Genomic DNA, 12,351 nt, shown 5'->3' with positions numbered 1-12,351 from the left:
AACGGAAGTGAGTTCGAATCGAGCTTTGCCAAAACCCTCGAAGCCCACGGCATCGAACGCTGGTACACCTACCCCAAGACTCCCAAAATGAACGCCCACGTCGAACGCTTCAACCGCACCATCCAGGAATCCTTCGTCGACTACCACGAAGACCTGCTGTTCACCGACCTCGCACGCTTCAACCAGAAACTGGCCGACTGGCTCCTCTTCTACAACACCCAGCGCCCCCACCATCGCCTCGGCCAGCGCACTCCTCTATCATTCCTCCTCCAACACCAACCCGAGTGCCAAAGGTGGTGGACTCATACACAGCCTGGCAAATGAGAATAACTTGCATTACACTACAAAGTGTTCCCTCAGTCGGGGATAGCCGCAACGGAGGTCACTATGATGAAGGCGAGGACCTTTCTTTCCTCTTCCGCGGCGGCGGCCGTTCTGCTCCTGGCCGACGGCTTCGCTTGGGCTGAGCCGCCCGGCCTCGACACCGCTCGGGAAAACGTGCGGCAAGGCACGGCCGTGGCGCCGGAAGTGCTCCGGGGCGTGGAGGACCAGGTGCCCGAAGACGCCAAGCCCGCCATTCGCCGCAGCCGCGAAGCCAGCGGAATCGGCCGACGGGAAGCGCTGGAAGCCTTGGACCGGAGTCGAGACATGGGGGGCGGCCCTCCCTTTGGCGCCGTTCCCAGCCGACCGCCCTTCGCCGGCGGGCCGCCCGCGGGCGTGGGTCGGGGCCGTCCCTGAGGAACGGCCGAAAGGCGCGGGCCGAGCCACCCTGACGCCGTTGTCCCGCCCCTGCCCCTCAGGGCGGAGAAACATTGGCGCTCGGGGAGCGTCCAACCGGTAACGCTATCGGAGATCCCCATGATCCTCCGCGATCCGGTTCGGTGGTTGGCCGTGGGCGCGGTGGGCCTTGCCCTCCTCGCCCTCTCCGGTTGCGCGACCCTGGGCAAGCCCCTTCCCCCGCCGCCCACGACGGCGGAGATCGTGCAGATGGCCGAGGACGGCCGCTCCGCCGACGAGATCATCGCCCGCATGAAGGAATCCCGGGCGGTCTACCGGCTGCCGGCCAGCGAGCTGGCGAAGCTCAGGGAGCAGGGCGTGCCGGATGCGGTCATCGACTACATGCAGCAGACCTACATCGAGGCCGAGCGTTACGAGGAATACCGCCGGGCGCGGGATTTCTACGGGTGGTACGCCTGGCCCAGCCCCTACTGGCCTCACCCCGCCTACCGCTACCGGTTCTGGCCGTACTACTGGTGGTGGTAGGAATGCCACCGGGCTTGGCGGGCAAGTTTTCAGCGCAGAAGGATGGCAACCATGAAGAAAATCCGCTACTTCATCGAGCCCCTAGTCGCCTGCCTGGCGGGCACTGGCGCTGCTCTGGCCCAGGGCCCCTTCCCCACCACCGCGGCCGACATCCATGCCAGTCCCACGCCGGGCCAGCTCGTCGAGCTCAGGGGCCGGGTCGTGGAACGGCTGCGGGACAATGAGTTCCGCTTCGACGACGGGACAGGCCACCTCGTGCTGGACGCGGGGCCGCCCTGGTGGCATACGGTCTCCCTGCCCGCCGGCGCCGAAGTCACGGTGGTGGGCCGCGTCAGCCTGGGCCCGCCCCACGCGCGCCGGGCGTTGGAGCCCGAGATCGACGTGCACCGGCTGCAAACGCCCGCAGGCGAAATGATCCGGGTCCGGGATGTGGGCCCGGCGCCGTGGGCCGGCGGCCTTCCGCTGGCGGCTGTATTGAAGCGGTAAGTCTTGCCGCTACAATGGACGCATCGGAAAAGGGAGGTCCCCGGCGGGAAGGGATTTTATGAGCATCCAGAGCGAGAACTGGCTTCCGCGGCACCGGCTCACCGTGGACGAATACCACCGCATGGGCGAAGTGGGCCTGCTGGCGCCCGAGGCCCGGGTGGAGCTGATCGAAGGAGAGATCATTGACATGGCGCCTATCGGCAGCCGGCACGCCGGTACCATTGCCAGGCTTATCCATCTGCTGACTGCGGCGGTCGGCGACCGGGCCATCGTTTATTCTCAGTCCCCACTGCGCCTTGACGAGCACTCTGAACCCCAACCCGACCTCGTTCTCCTCAAGCCGCGCCGGGATTTCTACACCAGCCGCCATCCGACGGCTTCCGACACGCTGCTGGTGGTCGAGGTGAGCGACGTTACCCTGCGCTACGACCGCCAGGTGAAAGTGCCGCTCTACGCGCGCCACGACGTCCCCGAAGTGTGGATCGTCGATCTGGAGAATGCGCTGACCCACTTCTTCCGTTCCCCCGCCGGAGAGACCTACGCCCATATCTCGGCGACCGAGCGCCCGGGTCTCACCCCCATCGCGGCGCTGCCCGGGACCACCGTGGACCTGACCGGCGTGCTGCCACACGCCTCCAGGTAAACCACCCCCGCCTTTTTTGGGCACGGACCGAGGGCGGCTACACCGGCGACTCGTCCCCGAAAGGCCTCCTCCACCCTGCAGACAAGAATTTTCCTCCCGGCTCGTCCATGACGCCCCACCGGGCTTCTCCTTACACTTTTTTTCTTGTCAGCATGGACCGGACGCTCCCTCCGCACGTATCCCGCGCCTTCAGAACGCATAGCGCGCCCGCAGGGTGAACGTGTGGGGCCGGCCGAGCTGGATCTGGGTGGGCGAGCGGGAGCCGAGCATGTAGTCCTCGTCGAGCACGTTTTCCACACTCGCGAACAGGGTCAGGCCCGGGACTTGGGGCACGCGCCAGCTCGCGTCCAAGTCCAACCGGGTATAGCCGTCCACCTGGAAGGGAATCCCGAAATTGGCGCCCTGGCGTTCGCCGACGTAGATGAAGCTTCCGCCGAGGCGCAGGTCGGTCGTCGCGAAATAGGAGAGCCGCAGCGTGGCGGCGAGCTCGGGCGTGTTGGCGAGCCGCTGGCCCTCGAAGCCGTCGTTGTTCTCCTTGATCTCGGAGTCATGATACGTAAACGCGCCGATCAGGCTCAGCCGTTTCGTCACCTGCGCCGAGACGTCCAGCTCCACGCCGCGCACGTTCACCTCGCCTGGGGGCGCCGAGAAACTCGGGTTGTTCGGATCCGCGGCGATGACGTTGGTCTGGGTCAGGTCGAAGAGCGCCATGGTGTAGAACAGCCGCTTCCAGAAGGCGTCGCCCTTCACGCCGAGCTCGAACTGCTCGCCTTTCTGGGGATCGAAGCCACGGCCATGGGCGTCCTGACCGAAGGCGCCTTCGAAGGAGCGCGACCAACCGGCATAGACGGAAAGCTGCGGCGTGAGGTCGTAAACGGCGCCCAGCGACGGGGACAGCCCCGAGTCGCCAGCTAGGGTATTGCCGGTGTTGACGAATTCGTAGCTCCTGTAACGCAGGCCGCCCAGCAGATGCCAGCGCTCGCCGATATCCACCATGGTCGATGAAGTAGACCCCTTGCTCTCTTTCCTCGCTGAGAAACCGGCGGGGTGAAGCGAACGGCGCCGGCAGCAGCGCGCCGAATTGTTGGTCGAACGCCGGTCCAGTGCCGAAGGTACCGATCAGCTTGCGCAGAATATCCCCGTCGCTGGCATAGCGCTCGTAGCCCACGGCGAGCCGATGGCGGCTGGGGCCCAGGGACGGCGAAGGCTTCGGAGAAGGCCGGAGGATTTGATGTATGTCAATGGGACGGCTAGACTGACCTACATGGAAAAAACACAAATATATCTGCGCAAAAAGGAGCTCGCCGCATTGCGCGAGGCGGCACGGCGCTCCGGGCGCAGCGTCGCGGACCTGGTCCGCGAGGCAATCCGCAAGACCGTGTTGAAGCCCGGGGGGAAGGCCCGCTCGCCCTCTGGGACGGCAAACCCAAACGCGTTTCCGCCGACCACGACAGCGTGCACGACCAGCCGTGATACGGCACGGCGAGGCCGCATTCGTCGACAGCGGAGCCTGGATCGCCCTCGCCCTGTCTCGCGATCCGCTGCACACCCAGGCTCGGGAGCAGTAGGAAGGCCTTCAGGGCGCGGGGACGAAGCTCCACACTTCCGTTCCAGTCGTGATCGAAACCTTCAGCTTCCTGGAACGTAATGCCAATCGCGATGTCGCGCTTGCCTGGAAGGAGTCAATCTACCGGCCGGGTACGGTCAGAATTCTTCCCTGCGAACTGCGAGATCTGGAGCAGGCTTGGGAATACTTCCGGCGTCCCGATCGGGGCAAGCTTTCCGCCGTCGATGCGACCAGTTTTGTCATTATGGGGCGCGCGCGGATCCGGCTTGCTTTTGCGTTCGATCATCATTTCGCCGCGGTCGGATTCAGGCTGGTAGGCTAGCCGCGCGAGGGGGCGGCCTTAGCGCCGGCGGATCTCCGCGCTACCGTCTGGAAGGCTTCGAACCCGCACGGGCAGGATGCGGGGCAGCGCCCCGACCAGCGCTTGCGGATCGTTCACGCTGAAGCTGCCGGAGAGCCGCAGCTTGCCCACCTCCTCATCGGCCAACCGGTGGCCGGGTGCGCGGAGTAGCGCGCCAGCTCGCGAACCACTTCGGCCAGCGTCGCCCCATCGAACGCGAGCCGGCCCTCGCGCCAGGCAGTCGCGGCGGCGAAGTCCATGGGACGCGGCGCCTCGATGCGGCCCTGGGCGTCGATCCGGGTGCCGAGGCCTGCCGTGAGCGGCACTGCCTGCGTGCCTCCCGGGGCGGCGCCCTCCGCCTCCAGCAGGCGCACCACCGTTTCCTGTGCCACGTCCTCGGCCTCGAACCGGTCGCCCAGGCGCCGGGTGAGCGTCCCGACCAGCTCGTCGTAATAAACGCAGCACGGCGTGAAGCATCGGGTTACGGGACGTGGAAGCGAGCGGGACGCGGACAAAACCGCTGTCCACGACGAACGGCCGCTCTTGATCCCGGGTCACTTCGAATTCAGAAAAAACGAAACCGTCCCCTATCGAGAACCCGCGGTGGCTGGCTTGCCCCAGGACGGGGCATGGCCGGCTGAATGAGAATAGCTTGCAGTATCGAGACAATCGGACCGCGTTGTCAACGCGCGCCGGCGGACGGGTGATCGAGGCGCTCCAGCGCGCCGCGGCGTGTCATGTGCCGCGCGGAAGCGTTCGGGTGAAACGGCGCGCGGTGCGCGGTTTCCCGGCCCCTAGGTCAAACTCCCGCCGTTTGCATCGAGCCGATGCACGGTGTACCATATCAAACATATCGATAATATGGGTCATCCATATGAAAACTACCATCGAGCTCCCCGACGCGCTGCTCGACCGCTGCCGCAAAGTCGCGCGCCGCGAGGGCACGACGTTAAAAGCGCTGATCGAAGACGGCCTGCGCCTTGCGTTGCGCGCACGCGAGCGTAAGCCGGCGAAAACGCCCGGGCTCAAGCCGTTCAAGGGCGATGGGCTGACGGCGGAATTCCGCGATATGGGCTGGGAGCGGATACGCGACGAAATCTACCGTGGTCGCGGTTGACACCAACCTTCTCGTCTACGCCCACCGCACGGATGCGCCATTTCACGTTGCGGCCCGGGCGCTGATCGAGTCGCTAATGGCCGAAGCCACTGCCTGGGCGATCCCCTGGCCCTGCGCCCACGAGTTCATCGCCATCGTGACGAATCCCCGCATCTTCAAGACGCCGACCCCGCTCGACGTGGCGCTCGCGCAGCTGCGTACGCTCGCCGAGCAGCCCCAGATCATCTGGCTCGCCGAAGGCGACGATTACCTGCCGCGTCTCGAGACGCTCGCGCTGGCGGCGCAGGTCAAAGGCGGAGCCATACACGACGCTCGGATCGCGGCGATCTGTCTGTACCACGGTGTCCGGGAGCTGTGGTCAGCGGACCGGGATTTTTCGCGTTATCCGGCGCTGCGCGTGCATAATCCCCTCGTCTAAGCACGGATCGGAGCCGCCCGGTGGGACAACTTGGGTCGAATTCCCGAGGAGAGGGACCGGGTGTTACGGGTCGTCCACAACGAAACCGCAATGGACGAACGCTTCACGGGTCAGATCGGCCGCCTCGGCCTCGCACCCCACCCGCCCCGGCAGCAAACGGAAAAGCTCCCCCCGCCACTCGGCATAGGCGCTCGCGAGCTGGGCCTTGGGCCGGTCATCCATGGGCGGCGTCTTCGAGGGGCGCGGCCTTGATCCTTTTTAGCGAGCGACGCGCGGGCGAGCCCTAATGGAGTCGTCCGACCGGGAAGCCGCCCAACCCTCGACCCATGCGGTGAGAATGCCCTCTGGCGCGTCCGCCCCTGCGGGGCAGGGATCGATCAGTTCCACCGCCACGCGCTTCGGGGCGACGAAGACCGCAGGCCTTCCGGGAAGCGCCCCGGAGGCAGCCAGAACGAAAGCATCGGACCGGGTCCATTCCCGGAACTGCTCAGTCGATTCCCAGACGCTATAGAGCACGTGGGAAGGCATCCCTTGCGCCGGGCGGGAGAGGACGGCATGGCAGCAGCCCGGCCGCGCCGCCATCAGGCCGAGGAGCCGCTCGCACCAGGCGTCGAACGCTCCGCGGCATTCCGGCGCCACGAAAAACTGTTCGCTCACGACGATCATGGCCACCTCCCTCAATGGATCGAACGCTTTTGCTCGCGCGGGCTCTCGCCCTTCTGCATCCGGTACAGCAGGTCGTACCACCGGGCGATCAGGCGGCGGCAGACGTCCCGCAACATCGGAGCGGCATGGGCATCCGGATGGGTTTCTATGAATTGCAGGTGGCGAATGACCAGCTCGGCCTGAACGGGGCAACCCCGCTCGGCCTGCTTGGTCATGAGATACAAGGTCGCGGCCACGAGGGCCGGCAGCGTGGGATAGTCGGGATTATTAGGGTCGGCGGTCATATACGAGGCCTCATGATTCCAGGTTTTCGATGGCATCTTTGGCTGGCTGATCGGCATGACCGCCGACAGGCTGGCTGTGGTTGCGGGAGTTCCCTTAGTGTTTCTCCGCGCCCATTTCGATCTTGCTTTTATCGATCTCGATTTCCGTGGCCGATGCGAGTTGTGCCACGGCCTTGCCAAAACGAGCCCGGGCTGCGTTATAGGCTTCGTCATGGCTCGCCGCATCGACCCAGGCTTCCATCTCGACTTTATCCCCGTTGTCCAGCAAGTGGGCTAGCTTTACCTTGAAGTTCATCGCTCACGCTCTCCATAAGTAGATGATGCTCTTGTTTAACATCCAGGCCGTCCCGAACCGAATCCGGCGGGTATGCCTGTTCCCTCAATATCCGCTTGAGCAGCGGAATACAGTTGCCGCACTTGGGCAAGCGACCGAGCAGCTTGAAACAAGCCTTGACGCTGCGGGCGCCGTGCCGGCAAGCGAGGCGAAATTCCTCCTGGCCGATCCCGTGACAGGTACAGCAGCTCTTCTCACGCTGCACTCTGATGCTCCGTGTCGTGAGGACGGAGGGTGCGACGCACGGCGGGCCACCCCTCCCGCACCTTGTTATAAACCTTAGTAATTTGAGACAGAGGCTTGTTAATAAGTTTGAGGTTGACCAGGAACACGCCGATCTGGGCAGCAGTGATTTCCTGCGGCACCAACGGCCAGATGCCGGTCGCGGTTAGCACGAGCACCAGGGCCAAGCTCGCCCAATAGGCGAAATCAGCCGTCGCCTCGCTGCTCTGTTTCCAGAATTCGAACTTGATGCGATTGATGTAAAAGCGCTCTTGTCGCTGGTAAAGTTCTTCCCGGTTTCCTTGGGCGACCGCCGAGCCGACGCTGGCGACGAGCCGCAGGACGTTGTGGCTGTAGCGCTGGATCAGGCCGCCGAAGAGCAGCGCCACAAGAAAAGGCAGCAGGCTCGCCACGAGCAAAGCGGGCAGCAGCTCCGGAGAGAGAGACAGTTGCCAGAGGATCACTGCCGGCAAGCCGATCAGGATCGTCCAGAGCTCTTTCTGGAAAAGGTCGAAGATCTTGCGGGCGTTTTCGCAATCGTTGATCGAGCGGGCGACTTGCTCGCCGACGCACCCACTGCCCCGGCGCTCGAACCACACCCGTTGCAGCTCGATGAACAGCCGGTCGTCCAGCATCCGGTTAGTCAGTTTCTCGGCTAAGCGCAGCACCCCGAGCCCGAAAAAAATGCCGATCGCCAACGGCGTATAGGCGAGCAGTTCTTGGATTCTGAAAACATGCTCACCCTTGGTGATCTCCTGTAACACCTCCTTGACCAGCCACGCTTGCACCGGCTCGATAGCTGGCGTGATGATGTTGGGCAGGATGGCGGCGAGCAACAGCCAGGGATGGCGCAAAAGAATGCCCAGCATTTCCCTGAGGAGGGGACGCCAGGCATCCACCGGGGATCGAGATCGGCCTGGCGCCATCACTTTCCCGGAAGAAGCACTAAAGAGCTGGTTTTCGCGATCGGCCATTTTGCCCGGGTGCACTACCATCTGCCCTCCAGCGATACGAACCAGGTGCGGGAAGACTCTTCCAGCCGCGTTTCCCGGGCGCTGAAGCTGCCATCCGGCTTGAAGGTGGTCTCGTCGCGGAATTTGTCGTCCTTGAGCACGTTGCGCACCGCGAGCCGCACCTTGAAATGGCGCCCAAGCGGTTGGACTGCGTACACGTCCAGCAGCTTTTTGGCGCTTTCGAATTTCAGCTTGGTGTTGCCATCCCCGGTAATTTCGCTATTAGTCATAGCAGGCAAATAGTTGTAGATGGCACCGATCGTGAGTCCGTAAGGCTTAATTTCATAATCGAGGCCCACATTGAACACGTATGACGGCTGATCTTTGATCCGCCGTTTCTCTTTTACTCCCGGTGTCGTCACTTCGGAGAAGAGCCGGGCGTAGTTGAAGGTAAGCGCAAGGCCAGTCAGCCCGATTCCGTCCATTCGCGCCTTGAGGTCGACTTCGGCGCCCCAGATCCGGGCATCCCCCACGTTGAAGGGGCGGCTTACGAACCGCCCGCCTTCGCTCACCACCTGCCGCTCGATCAGGTCCTGCACGTCCCGGTAGAAGACATTGAGCCCGACGACCCCTTCCCGGCGGAAAAAGCGCTCGATCCCGAGCTCCAGGCCCCACGCCCGCTCGGGGCGCAGGTCCGGATTCCCCCCTTTATCGGGATTGGTCAAAGTACCGCCCTTGAGGTCGACGCCCGGCGCGAGGTCGTCCAGCTTGGGCAGGCGCAAAGTCCGCGCCACACTGGCCCGCAAGTTGGTAGCCGGGTCCCAGCGATGGAGGAGATGCAGGGATGGATTGAGGACGCCCGTCGTGCCGGTGCGTTCTACTCCGGAACCGTCTTCGCTTTCCCGGCGGATGCGCTCCAGCCGCAGCCCGGGGGTCAATACGCTGGAGCGGCCCATGCGCCATTCGTCCTGGACGAAGGCCGCGACGCGCCGCTCCTCGACTCGGAAGCGATCGGCGGCCGTTGGGGATTTGAAGACGCCGTTTTCAATGGTGGTCTTGTCGGTTTCCCAATCCTTGAGCACGCCCTCGAGGCCGACGCTCCAAAAGTGACGTTCGAAAGCCACGCCGCTCAAGCGGACGCGTCCCGCAAATTCCCGCTCGTCCTGCTCATCCTGCTGCAGGGTGGTCTTGGTGAGGGCACCCGACGCGTTGAAATCCCGGGTTCCGGTGTTCTTTTCCTCCCGGCCTTGCTCTGCCGTCAGTCGCAGGCTGAGCTGCCGGTCGCCTACCAAAGGTCGCGTCCATTCCCCCCTCAGCCGGGCGATCACCCGGTCTTTGTCCTCCGTCTTCTCCTGGCTGCCGCTGGGCGCGCCGGTCGAATTGAACTTGAACACGTCATTGCGCTTATCTTCTTGGCCAGCGATCAGGAAGGGGTCCAGGGTGAAAGACTGCCTGCCGTCCGGGTCCCAACGCAGCCGCGGCGCCAGCGTAAGCTCCTCCGCGGCGCCAGCGTAAGCTCCTTCACGTCGGCGGGTTTCGATTCAACGAGGCTGTCCTTGACCGCCCCGCTGGCGAGAAACCCCACCTTGGTATCCGTGAGCCGCTCGGCCCGATCGACTACGCCCGCGTTCAGCAGGTAACTGAACCTGCCTTGCCGATCGCCGTACTGCAGGCTCGCTTCGCCCACCTCCTCGGAACCGGTACGGCCGGCACCGACGCGCGCGCGAGCGACGCGCTGCACTGGCGCTTTGCGAAGTACGATGTTGACCGTGCCCCCGATCCCGTCGGCGCTGACGTCGGCGGTAGGGTTGTGAATCAACTCGATGCGTTCGATCATGTCCGCCGGCAGGCGATCCACTTGTATCTGCCGCTCCTTGGCACCGCCCACGATAGGCTCGCCATCGATCAGGATCTGGGTGAACCCCTTGTCTAACCCACGCACCCGGATGTCCTTGGTCACCCCCGGGGGCCCGGAATAAGTGATGCCAGGCAACCGCCGGAGTACGTCTCCGACGGTAGCGTCGTCGAACTTTTCGATGTCCTCGCGCCCGTACACCAGTTTCGCGGTGGGTGCCCGGCGCCGCTCGTCCACGGGATCCAATGTACCGACGACCTGAATTTCCCCGAGCCGTGCTTCCCAGGCAACCTCGGCCCCCGCATCGAGAAGCGTTCCCCACAACATCACCATGCAGCCAACCGATGCCGTTCTTTTCAGTCGCATCCAAGCCCCCTCTCTTCTCGAAAAAGCGGACTGGCTGGCTGGCCGGCTTCCGGCCGGCGGGCTGGCTGCCCCCCAAGTGGAGCGCCACGGGACTAATACCCGTGCGCTCCCGTCCATGCAATCAAAAAATCATCGCGGCGCGGCGGACGCTCCTCGTTCATCCCTCTGCCGGCATCTTGTCCTGATGCTTGCGGGCGGCGCGCTGCATCCAGACGAAACCCGTGATCACCAGCGCGAGGGCCGCCGCCTGGGCGGTAAGGGTCTGCACCGTGGGATAAATGCCGAGCACCGGCACCCGGGGGAAAACCACCAGGTCCGCCGGAAGCCTCCCCGCCTCCTGGAGCGCCGCCACGCCCTGGCCGACAAACACCACCGCAAGCAGTGCGACCAGCACGGAACTCACGGTGAAAAAGGGGCCGATGGGAAGCCGCACGCCGTAGTGGAAGACGGTCCAGGAGATGGCAACTAGCACTGCTGATAAAGCTCTTGCCATGGTGCTTAACAAGACTGTCGAACTCGATCTCGATAATGTCTTGAGGGCTTATAATTGCAACTTTGGGTTCACGAATCTTCGATTGTGTCAAACCTCGAACTTCATACTTCGGCTGTCCACGCCGGTCTTGATCCACGCTAAAAATCCTTCCAGGAAACGCTCTGTCACGGGCATGAAATAAGACCCATAGTGGTAGAACGGATCAAGCGTAGTGACAATCAGTGTTCCATTTGTGGACACTCGGTCTTCGTAAAGCAGACACCCTGTGTGGTTCTTGAGCTCGATCAACGGTGTCGCACCTGCGGGTACCTCCAACACGCCGTGGTAGTGCCAGGTTGCGTCAGCAAGCGTGACGTAGCGGAAAAAGTGGTGCGCCGGCGCGCTGGCGACAAGGCCAAGGTCGGCACCGGGTTCGCGCCACCACCAGAAATTGGTCGGACGATAGTGCCATTTCACATAAGGCAACCAGGTGTGGGGCTGGGTCTCGCCCATTACCACGAGCATGCCCCCCTTCGCGAGAAAACTATGTAATTTTGCTCGTGCTTCGCGCAGCTTTCCTGGATGCGTGCGGTCGGTGACGATCAGCACGTCGTAAGTCGCGAGATCGGTTGTCACCAGCTCGCGGATGTCGATCAAGGCGTCAAAGTGGCGTCCGAAGCGCTCGCCATGCAGCGCACGCTTGTGAAAGTAGGTGCCGCCATCCAGCGCCGCGAGTCTGGTCATGCCTTGCCTTCCTGATTGAGGCGCGCGGCGATCCATTGCACAAGCTGCTGCGGTAGCCGTGCGGCGCTGCGATCGCCTTCGCCATACCCCCACAGATCATTGCCGGCGTGCACCAGCAAGCATCCGCCGCCGCAGTATTCGAGTAGCCAGTCGACCGGCATGCGCCTGGGACCGAGCGCGTTCAACACTTTCGCGCCGCGCGGTGGCGGGTTGTGCCCGCGTCCGTAAAATCCGGCCACGCCCTTGCGGAAGGTAAGGTCATCCGGTTCGATGCCATCGAACACGGGATGCCTCATCAGTTTTTCCACATACAGGTCTTTGACGCGAAAGTCGGCGAGCGGCACGAATTCGCTCAAGCCGGGCAAGAAAGGGTAGGCGACGTGGCCGCAAAAGACGATTGTTTTACCCGCAGCAAGAAACGCCTGCAGCTTATCCTGCTGCTCAGCCAGCTCCCGCTGGTCGCAGCCGGTCCCAATCAGCAGGCCGCAAAAACCGGAAAGCTCGGTTGCCCGTAACGCATAGATGTCGATTCCCACGACGGGCACCGCGAGATCTCGGCGCGAGATCAGCGCGGGCGGCGGGTACTGTTCATACGTAATGAGTGCGATCGGCTGGCGCATA

General features: G+C 63.7%; 20 protein-coding genes and 1 pseudogene. 9 read left to right on the top strand and 12 right to left on the bottom strand.

The window, feature by feature from the left end; genetic code table 11:
- From ACTFO6_RS05300 to ACTFO6_RS05280, 5 genes are all read left to right on the top strand, one after another.
- A partial coding sequence (locus ACTFO6_RS05300) for an integrase core domain-containing protein (protein ID WP_439933400.1) occupies nt 1-324 on the top strand: 324 nt, incomplete at its 5' end.
- 63 nt (nt 325-387) lie between these two features.
- Complete coding sequence (locus tag ACTFO6_RS05295) at nt 388-738, top strand: hypothetical protein (RefSeq protein ID WP_439933399.1); 351 nt, start codon at nt 388-390, stop codon at nt 736-738.
- Nucleotides 739-858: 120 nt separating this feature from the next.
- Entirely contained in the window at nt 859-1,263 is a 405-nt protein-coding gene (locus tag ACTFO6_RS05290) for a hypothetical protein (protein WP_439933398.1), read from the top strand.
- Between the two features lie 51 nt (nt 1,264-1,314).
- Nucleotides 1,315-1,749, top strand: coding sequence for a NirD/YgiW/YdeI family stress tolerance protein (locus ACTFO6_RS05285; RefSeq protein ID WP_439933397.1), 435 nt, complete (start codon nt 1,315-1,317; stop codon nt 1,747-1,749).
- Between the two features lie 58 nt (nt 1,750-1,807).
- Nucleotides 1,808-2,392, top strand: a complete 585-nt coding sequence (locus ACTFO6_RS05280; RefSeq protein WP_439933396.1) for a Uma2 family endonuclease — start codon at nt 1,808-1,810, stop codon at nt 2,390-2,392.
- A gap of 189 nt (nt 2,393-2,581) precedes the next feature.
- Here ACTFO6_RS05280 and ACTFO6_RS05275 read toward each other — a convergent pair whose 3' ends face one another.
- Entirely contained in the window at nt 2,582-3,388 is an 807-nt protein-coding gene (locus ACTFO6_RS05275) for a TonB-dependent siderophore receptor (protein ID WP_439933395.1), read from the bottom strand.
- 181 nt (nt 3,389-3,569) lie between these two features.
- Between ACTFO6_RS05275 and ACTFO6_RS05270 the strand changes: the two genes are divergently transcribed.
- Nucleotides 3,570-4,040 (top strand): CopG family transcriptional regulator, encoded by a 471-nt coding sequence (locus ACTFO6_RS05270; protein WP_439933414.1) that lies wholly within the window; start codon nt 3,570-3,572, stop codon nt 4,038-4,040.
- Nucleotides 3,994-4,281, top strand: a pseudogene (locus tag ACTFO6_RS05265) (type II toxin-antitoxin system VapC family toxin); the annotation flags it as partial. The gene ACTFO6_RS05270 and the pseudogene ACTFO6_RS05265, both read left to right, overlap by 47 nt.
- A 113-nt stretch (nt 4,282-4,394) precedes the next feature.
- On the opposite strand, the gene ACTFO6_RS05260 reads toward ACTFO6_RS05265, so the two are convergent.
- Nucleotides 4,395-4,814, bottom strand: a complete 420-nt coding sequence (locus tag ACTFO6_RS05260) for a hypothetical protein (protein WP_439933394.1) — start codon at nt 4,812-4,814, stop codon at nt 4,395-4,397.
- 359 nt (nt 4,815-5,173) lie between these two features.
- Here ACTFO6_RS05260 and ACTFO6_RS05255 point away from each other — a divergent pair, with 359 nt between their 5' ends.
- Nucleotides 5,174-5,416: a DUF2191 domain-containing protein gene (locus tag ACTFO6_RS05255; protein WP_439933392.1), complete on the top strand. Its 243-nt coding sequence runs from the start codon at nt 5,174-5,176 to the stop codon at nt 5,414-5,416.
- A complete protein-coding gene (locus ACTFO6_RS05250; protein ID WP_439933391.1) occupies nt 5,403-5,834 on the top strand; it encodes a type II toxin-antitoxin system VapC family toxin in 432 nt (143 codons plus the stop codon). The genes ACTFO6_RS05255 and ACTFO6_RS05250 overlap by 14 nt, the downstream gene beginning before the upstream one ends.
- A gap of 63 nt (nt 5,835-5,897) precedes the next feature.
- Here ACTFO6_RS05250 and ACTFO6_RS05245 read toward each other — a convergent pair whose 3' ends face one another.
- The 10 genes from ACTFO6_RS05245 to ACTFO6_RS05200 form a co-directional block, all read right to left on the bottom strand.
- Nucleotides 5,898-6,056 carry a hypothetical protein gene (locus ACTFO6_RS05245; protein WP_439933390.1) on the bottom strand — a complete coding sequence of 53 codons (159 nt, stop codon included), beginning with the start codon at nt 6,054-6,056 and terminating at the stop codon, nt 5,898-5,900.
- A gap of 36 nt (nt 6,057-6,092) precedes the next feature.
- A complete protein-coding gene (locus ACTFO6_RS05240) occupies nt 6,093-6,500 on the bottom strand; it encodes an antibiotic biosynthesis monooxygenase family protein (protein ID WP_439933389.1) in 408 nt (135 codons plus the stop codon).
- Between the two features lie 11 nt (nt 6,501-6,511).
- A complete protein-coding gene (locus ACTFO6_RS05235; protein ID WP_439933388.1) occupies nt 6,512-6,784 on the bottom strand; it encodes a hypothetical protein in 273 nt (90 codons plus the stop codon).
- A gap of 94 nt (nt 6,785-6,878) precedes the next feature.
- A complete protein-coding gene (locus tag ACTFO6_RS05230; RefSeq protein WP_439933387.1) occupies nt 6,879-7,079 on the bottom strand; it encodes a hypothetical protein in 201 nt (66 codons plus the stop codon).
- A 233-nt stretch (nt 7,080-7,312) separates the two neighbouring features.
- Complete coding sequence (locus tag ACTFO6_RS05225) at nt 7,313-8,335, bottom strand: hypothetical protein (RefSeq protein ID WP_439933386.1); 1,023 nt, start codon at nt 8,333-8,335, stop codon at nt 7,313-7,315.
- The gene (locus ACTFO6_RS05220; RefSeq protein ID WP_439933413.1) at nt 8,329-9,717 is read right to left on the bottom strand and encodes a TonB-dependent receptor domain-containing protein; all 1,389 of its coding nucleotides are present in this window, start codon (nt 9,715-9,717) and stop codon (nt 8,329-8,331) included. The genes ACTFO6_RS05225 and ACTFO6_RS05220 overlap by 7 nt, the downstream gene beginning before the upstream one ends.
- Nucleotides 9,717-10,481, bottom strand: coding sequence for a TonB-dependent receptor plug domain-containing protein (locus ACTFO6_RS05215; RefSeq protein ID WP_439933385.1), 765 nt, complete (start codon nt 10,479-10,481; stop codon nt 9,717-9,719). Before ACTFO6_RS05215 ends, ACTFO6_RS05220 begins: the two co-directional genes overlap by 1 nt.
- Before the next feature lie 190 nt (nt 10,482-10,671).
- The gene (locus ACTFO6_RS05210; RefSeq protein ID WP_439933384.1) at nt 10,672-10,986 is read right to left on the bottom strand and encodes a hypothetical protein; all 315 of its coding nucleotides are present in this window, start codon (nt 10,984-10,986) and stop codon (nt 10,672-10,674) included.
- 108 nt (nt 10,987-11,094) lie between these two features.
- Nucleotides 11,095-11,730 (bottom strand): hypothetical protein, encoded by a 636-nt coding sequence (locus ACTFO6_RS05205; protein WP_439933383.1) that lies wholly within the window; start codon nt 11,728-11,730, stop codon nt 11,095-11,097.
- Nucleotides 11,727-12,350 (bottom strand): hypothetical protein, encoded by a 624-nt coding sequence (locus ACTFO6_RS05200; RefSeq protein ID WP_439933382.1) that lies wholly within the window; start codon nt 12,348-12,350, stop codon nt 11,727-11,729. Before ACTFO6_RS05200 ends, ACTFO6_RS05205 begins: the two co-directional genes overlap by 4 nt.
- Between the last annotated feature and the right edge of the window lies 1 nt (nt 12,351).

The sequence above is a fragment of the Pelomicrobium sp. G1 genome (assembly GCF_051905455.1).
Classification (GTDB): Bacteria; Pseudomonadota; Gammaproteobacteria; order Burkholderiales; family UBA6910; genus Pelomicrobium.
Note: the sequence above shows the minus strand (reverse complement) of the source record. Positions and strands in the feature narration are given on the sequence as shown.

What these genes read in the sequence shown, in the direction of transcription:
- ACTFO6_RS05295 (WP_439933399.1), top strand. Translation starts at nt 388, where the DNA reads ATGATGAAGGCGAGGACCTTTCTTTCCTCTTCCGCGGCGGCGGCCGTT.
- ACTFO6_RS05290 (WP_439933398.1), top strand. Translation starts at nt 859, where the DNA reads ATGATCCTCCGCGATCCGGTTCGGTGGTTGGCCGTGGGCGCGGTGGGC.
- ACTFO6_RS05285 (WP_439933397.1), top strand. Translation starts at nt 1,315, where the DNA reads ATGAAGAAAATCCGCTACTTCATCGAGCCCCTAGTCGCCTGCCTGGCG.
- ACTFO6_RS05280 (WP_439933396.1), top strand. Translation starts at nt 1,808, where the DNA reads ATGAGCATCCAGAGCGAGAACTGGCTTCCGCGGCACCGGCTCACCGTG.
- ACTFO6_RS05275 (WP_439933395.1), bottom strand. Translation starts at nt 3,388, where the DNA reads ATGGTGGATATCGGCGAGCGCTGGCATCTGCTGGGCGGCCTGCGTTAC.
- ACTFO6_RS05270 (WP_439933414.1), top strand. Translation starts at nt 3,570, where the DNA reads ATGGCGGCTGGGGCCCAGGGACGGCGAAGGCTTCGGAGAAGGCCGGAG.
- ACTFO6_RS05255 (WP_439933392.1), top strand. Translation starts at nt 5,174, where the DNA reads ATGAAAACTACCATCGAGCTCCCCGACGCGCTGCTCGACCGCTGCCGC.
- ACTFO6_RS05245 (WP_439933390.1), bottom strand. Translation starts at nt 6,056, where the DNA reads ATGGATGACCGGCCCAAGGCCCAGCTCGCGAGCGCCTATGCCGAGTGG.
- ACTFO6_RS05240 (WP_439933389.1), bottom strand. Translation starts at nt 6,500, where the DNA reads ATGATCGTCGTGAGCGAACAGTTTTTCGTGGCGCCGGAATGCCGCGGA.
- ACTFO6_RS05235 (WP_439933388.1), bottom strand. Translation starts at nt 6,784, where the DNA reads ATGACCGCCGACCCTAATAATCCCGACTATCCCACGCTGCCGGCCCTC.
- ACTFO6_RS05230 (WP_439933387.1), bottom strand. Translation starts at nt 7,079, where the DNA reads ATGAACTTCAAGGTAAAGCTAGCCCACTTGCTGGACAACGGGGATAAA.
- ACTFO6_RS05225 (WP_439933386.1), bottom strand. Translation starts at nt 8,335, where the DNA reads ATGGTAGTGCACCCGGGCAAAATGGCCGATCGCGAAAACCAGCTCTTT.
- ACTFO6_RS05215 (WP_439933385.1), bottom strand. Translation starts at nt 10,481, where the DNA reads ATGGTGATGTTGTGGGGAACGCTTCTCGATGCGGGGGCCGAGGTTGCC.
- ACTFO6_RS05205 (WP_439933383.1), bottom strand. Translation starts at nt 11,730, where the DNA reads ATGACCAGACTCGCGGCGCTGGATGGCGGCACCTACTTTCACAAGCGT.
- ACTFO6_RS05200 (WP_439933382.1), bottom strand. Translation starts at nt 12,350, where the DNA reads ATGCGCCAGCCGATCGCACTCATTACGTATGAACAGTACCCGCCGCCC.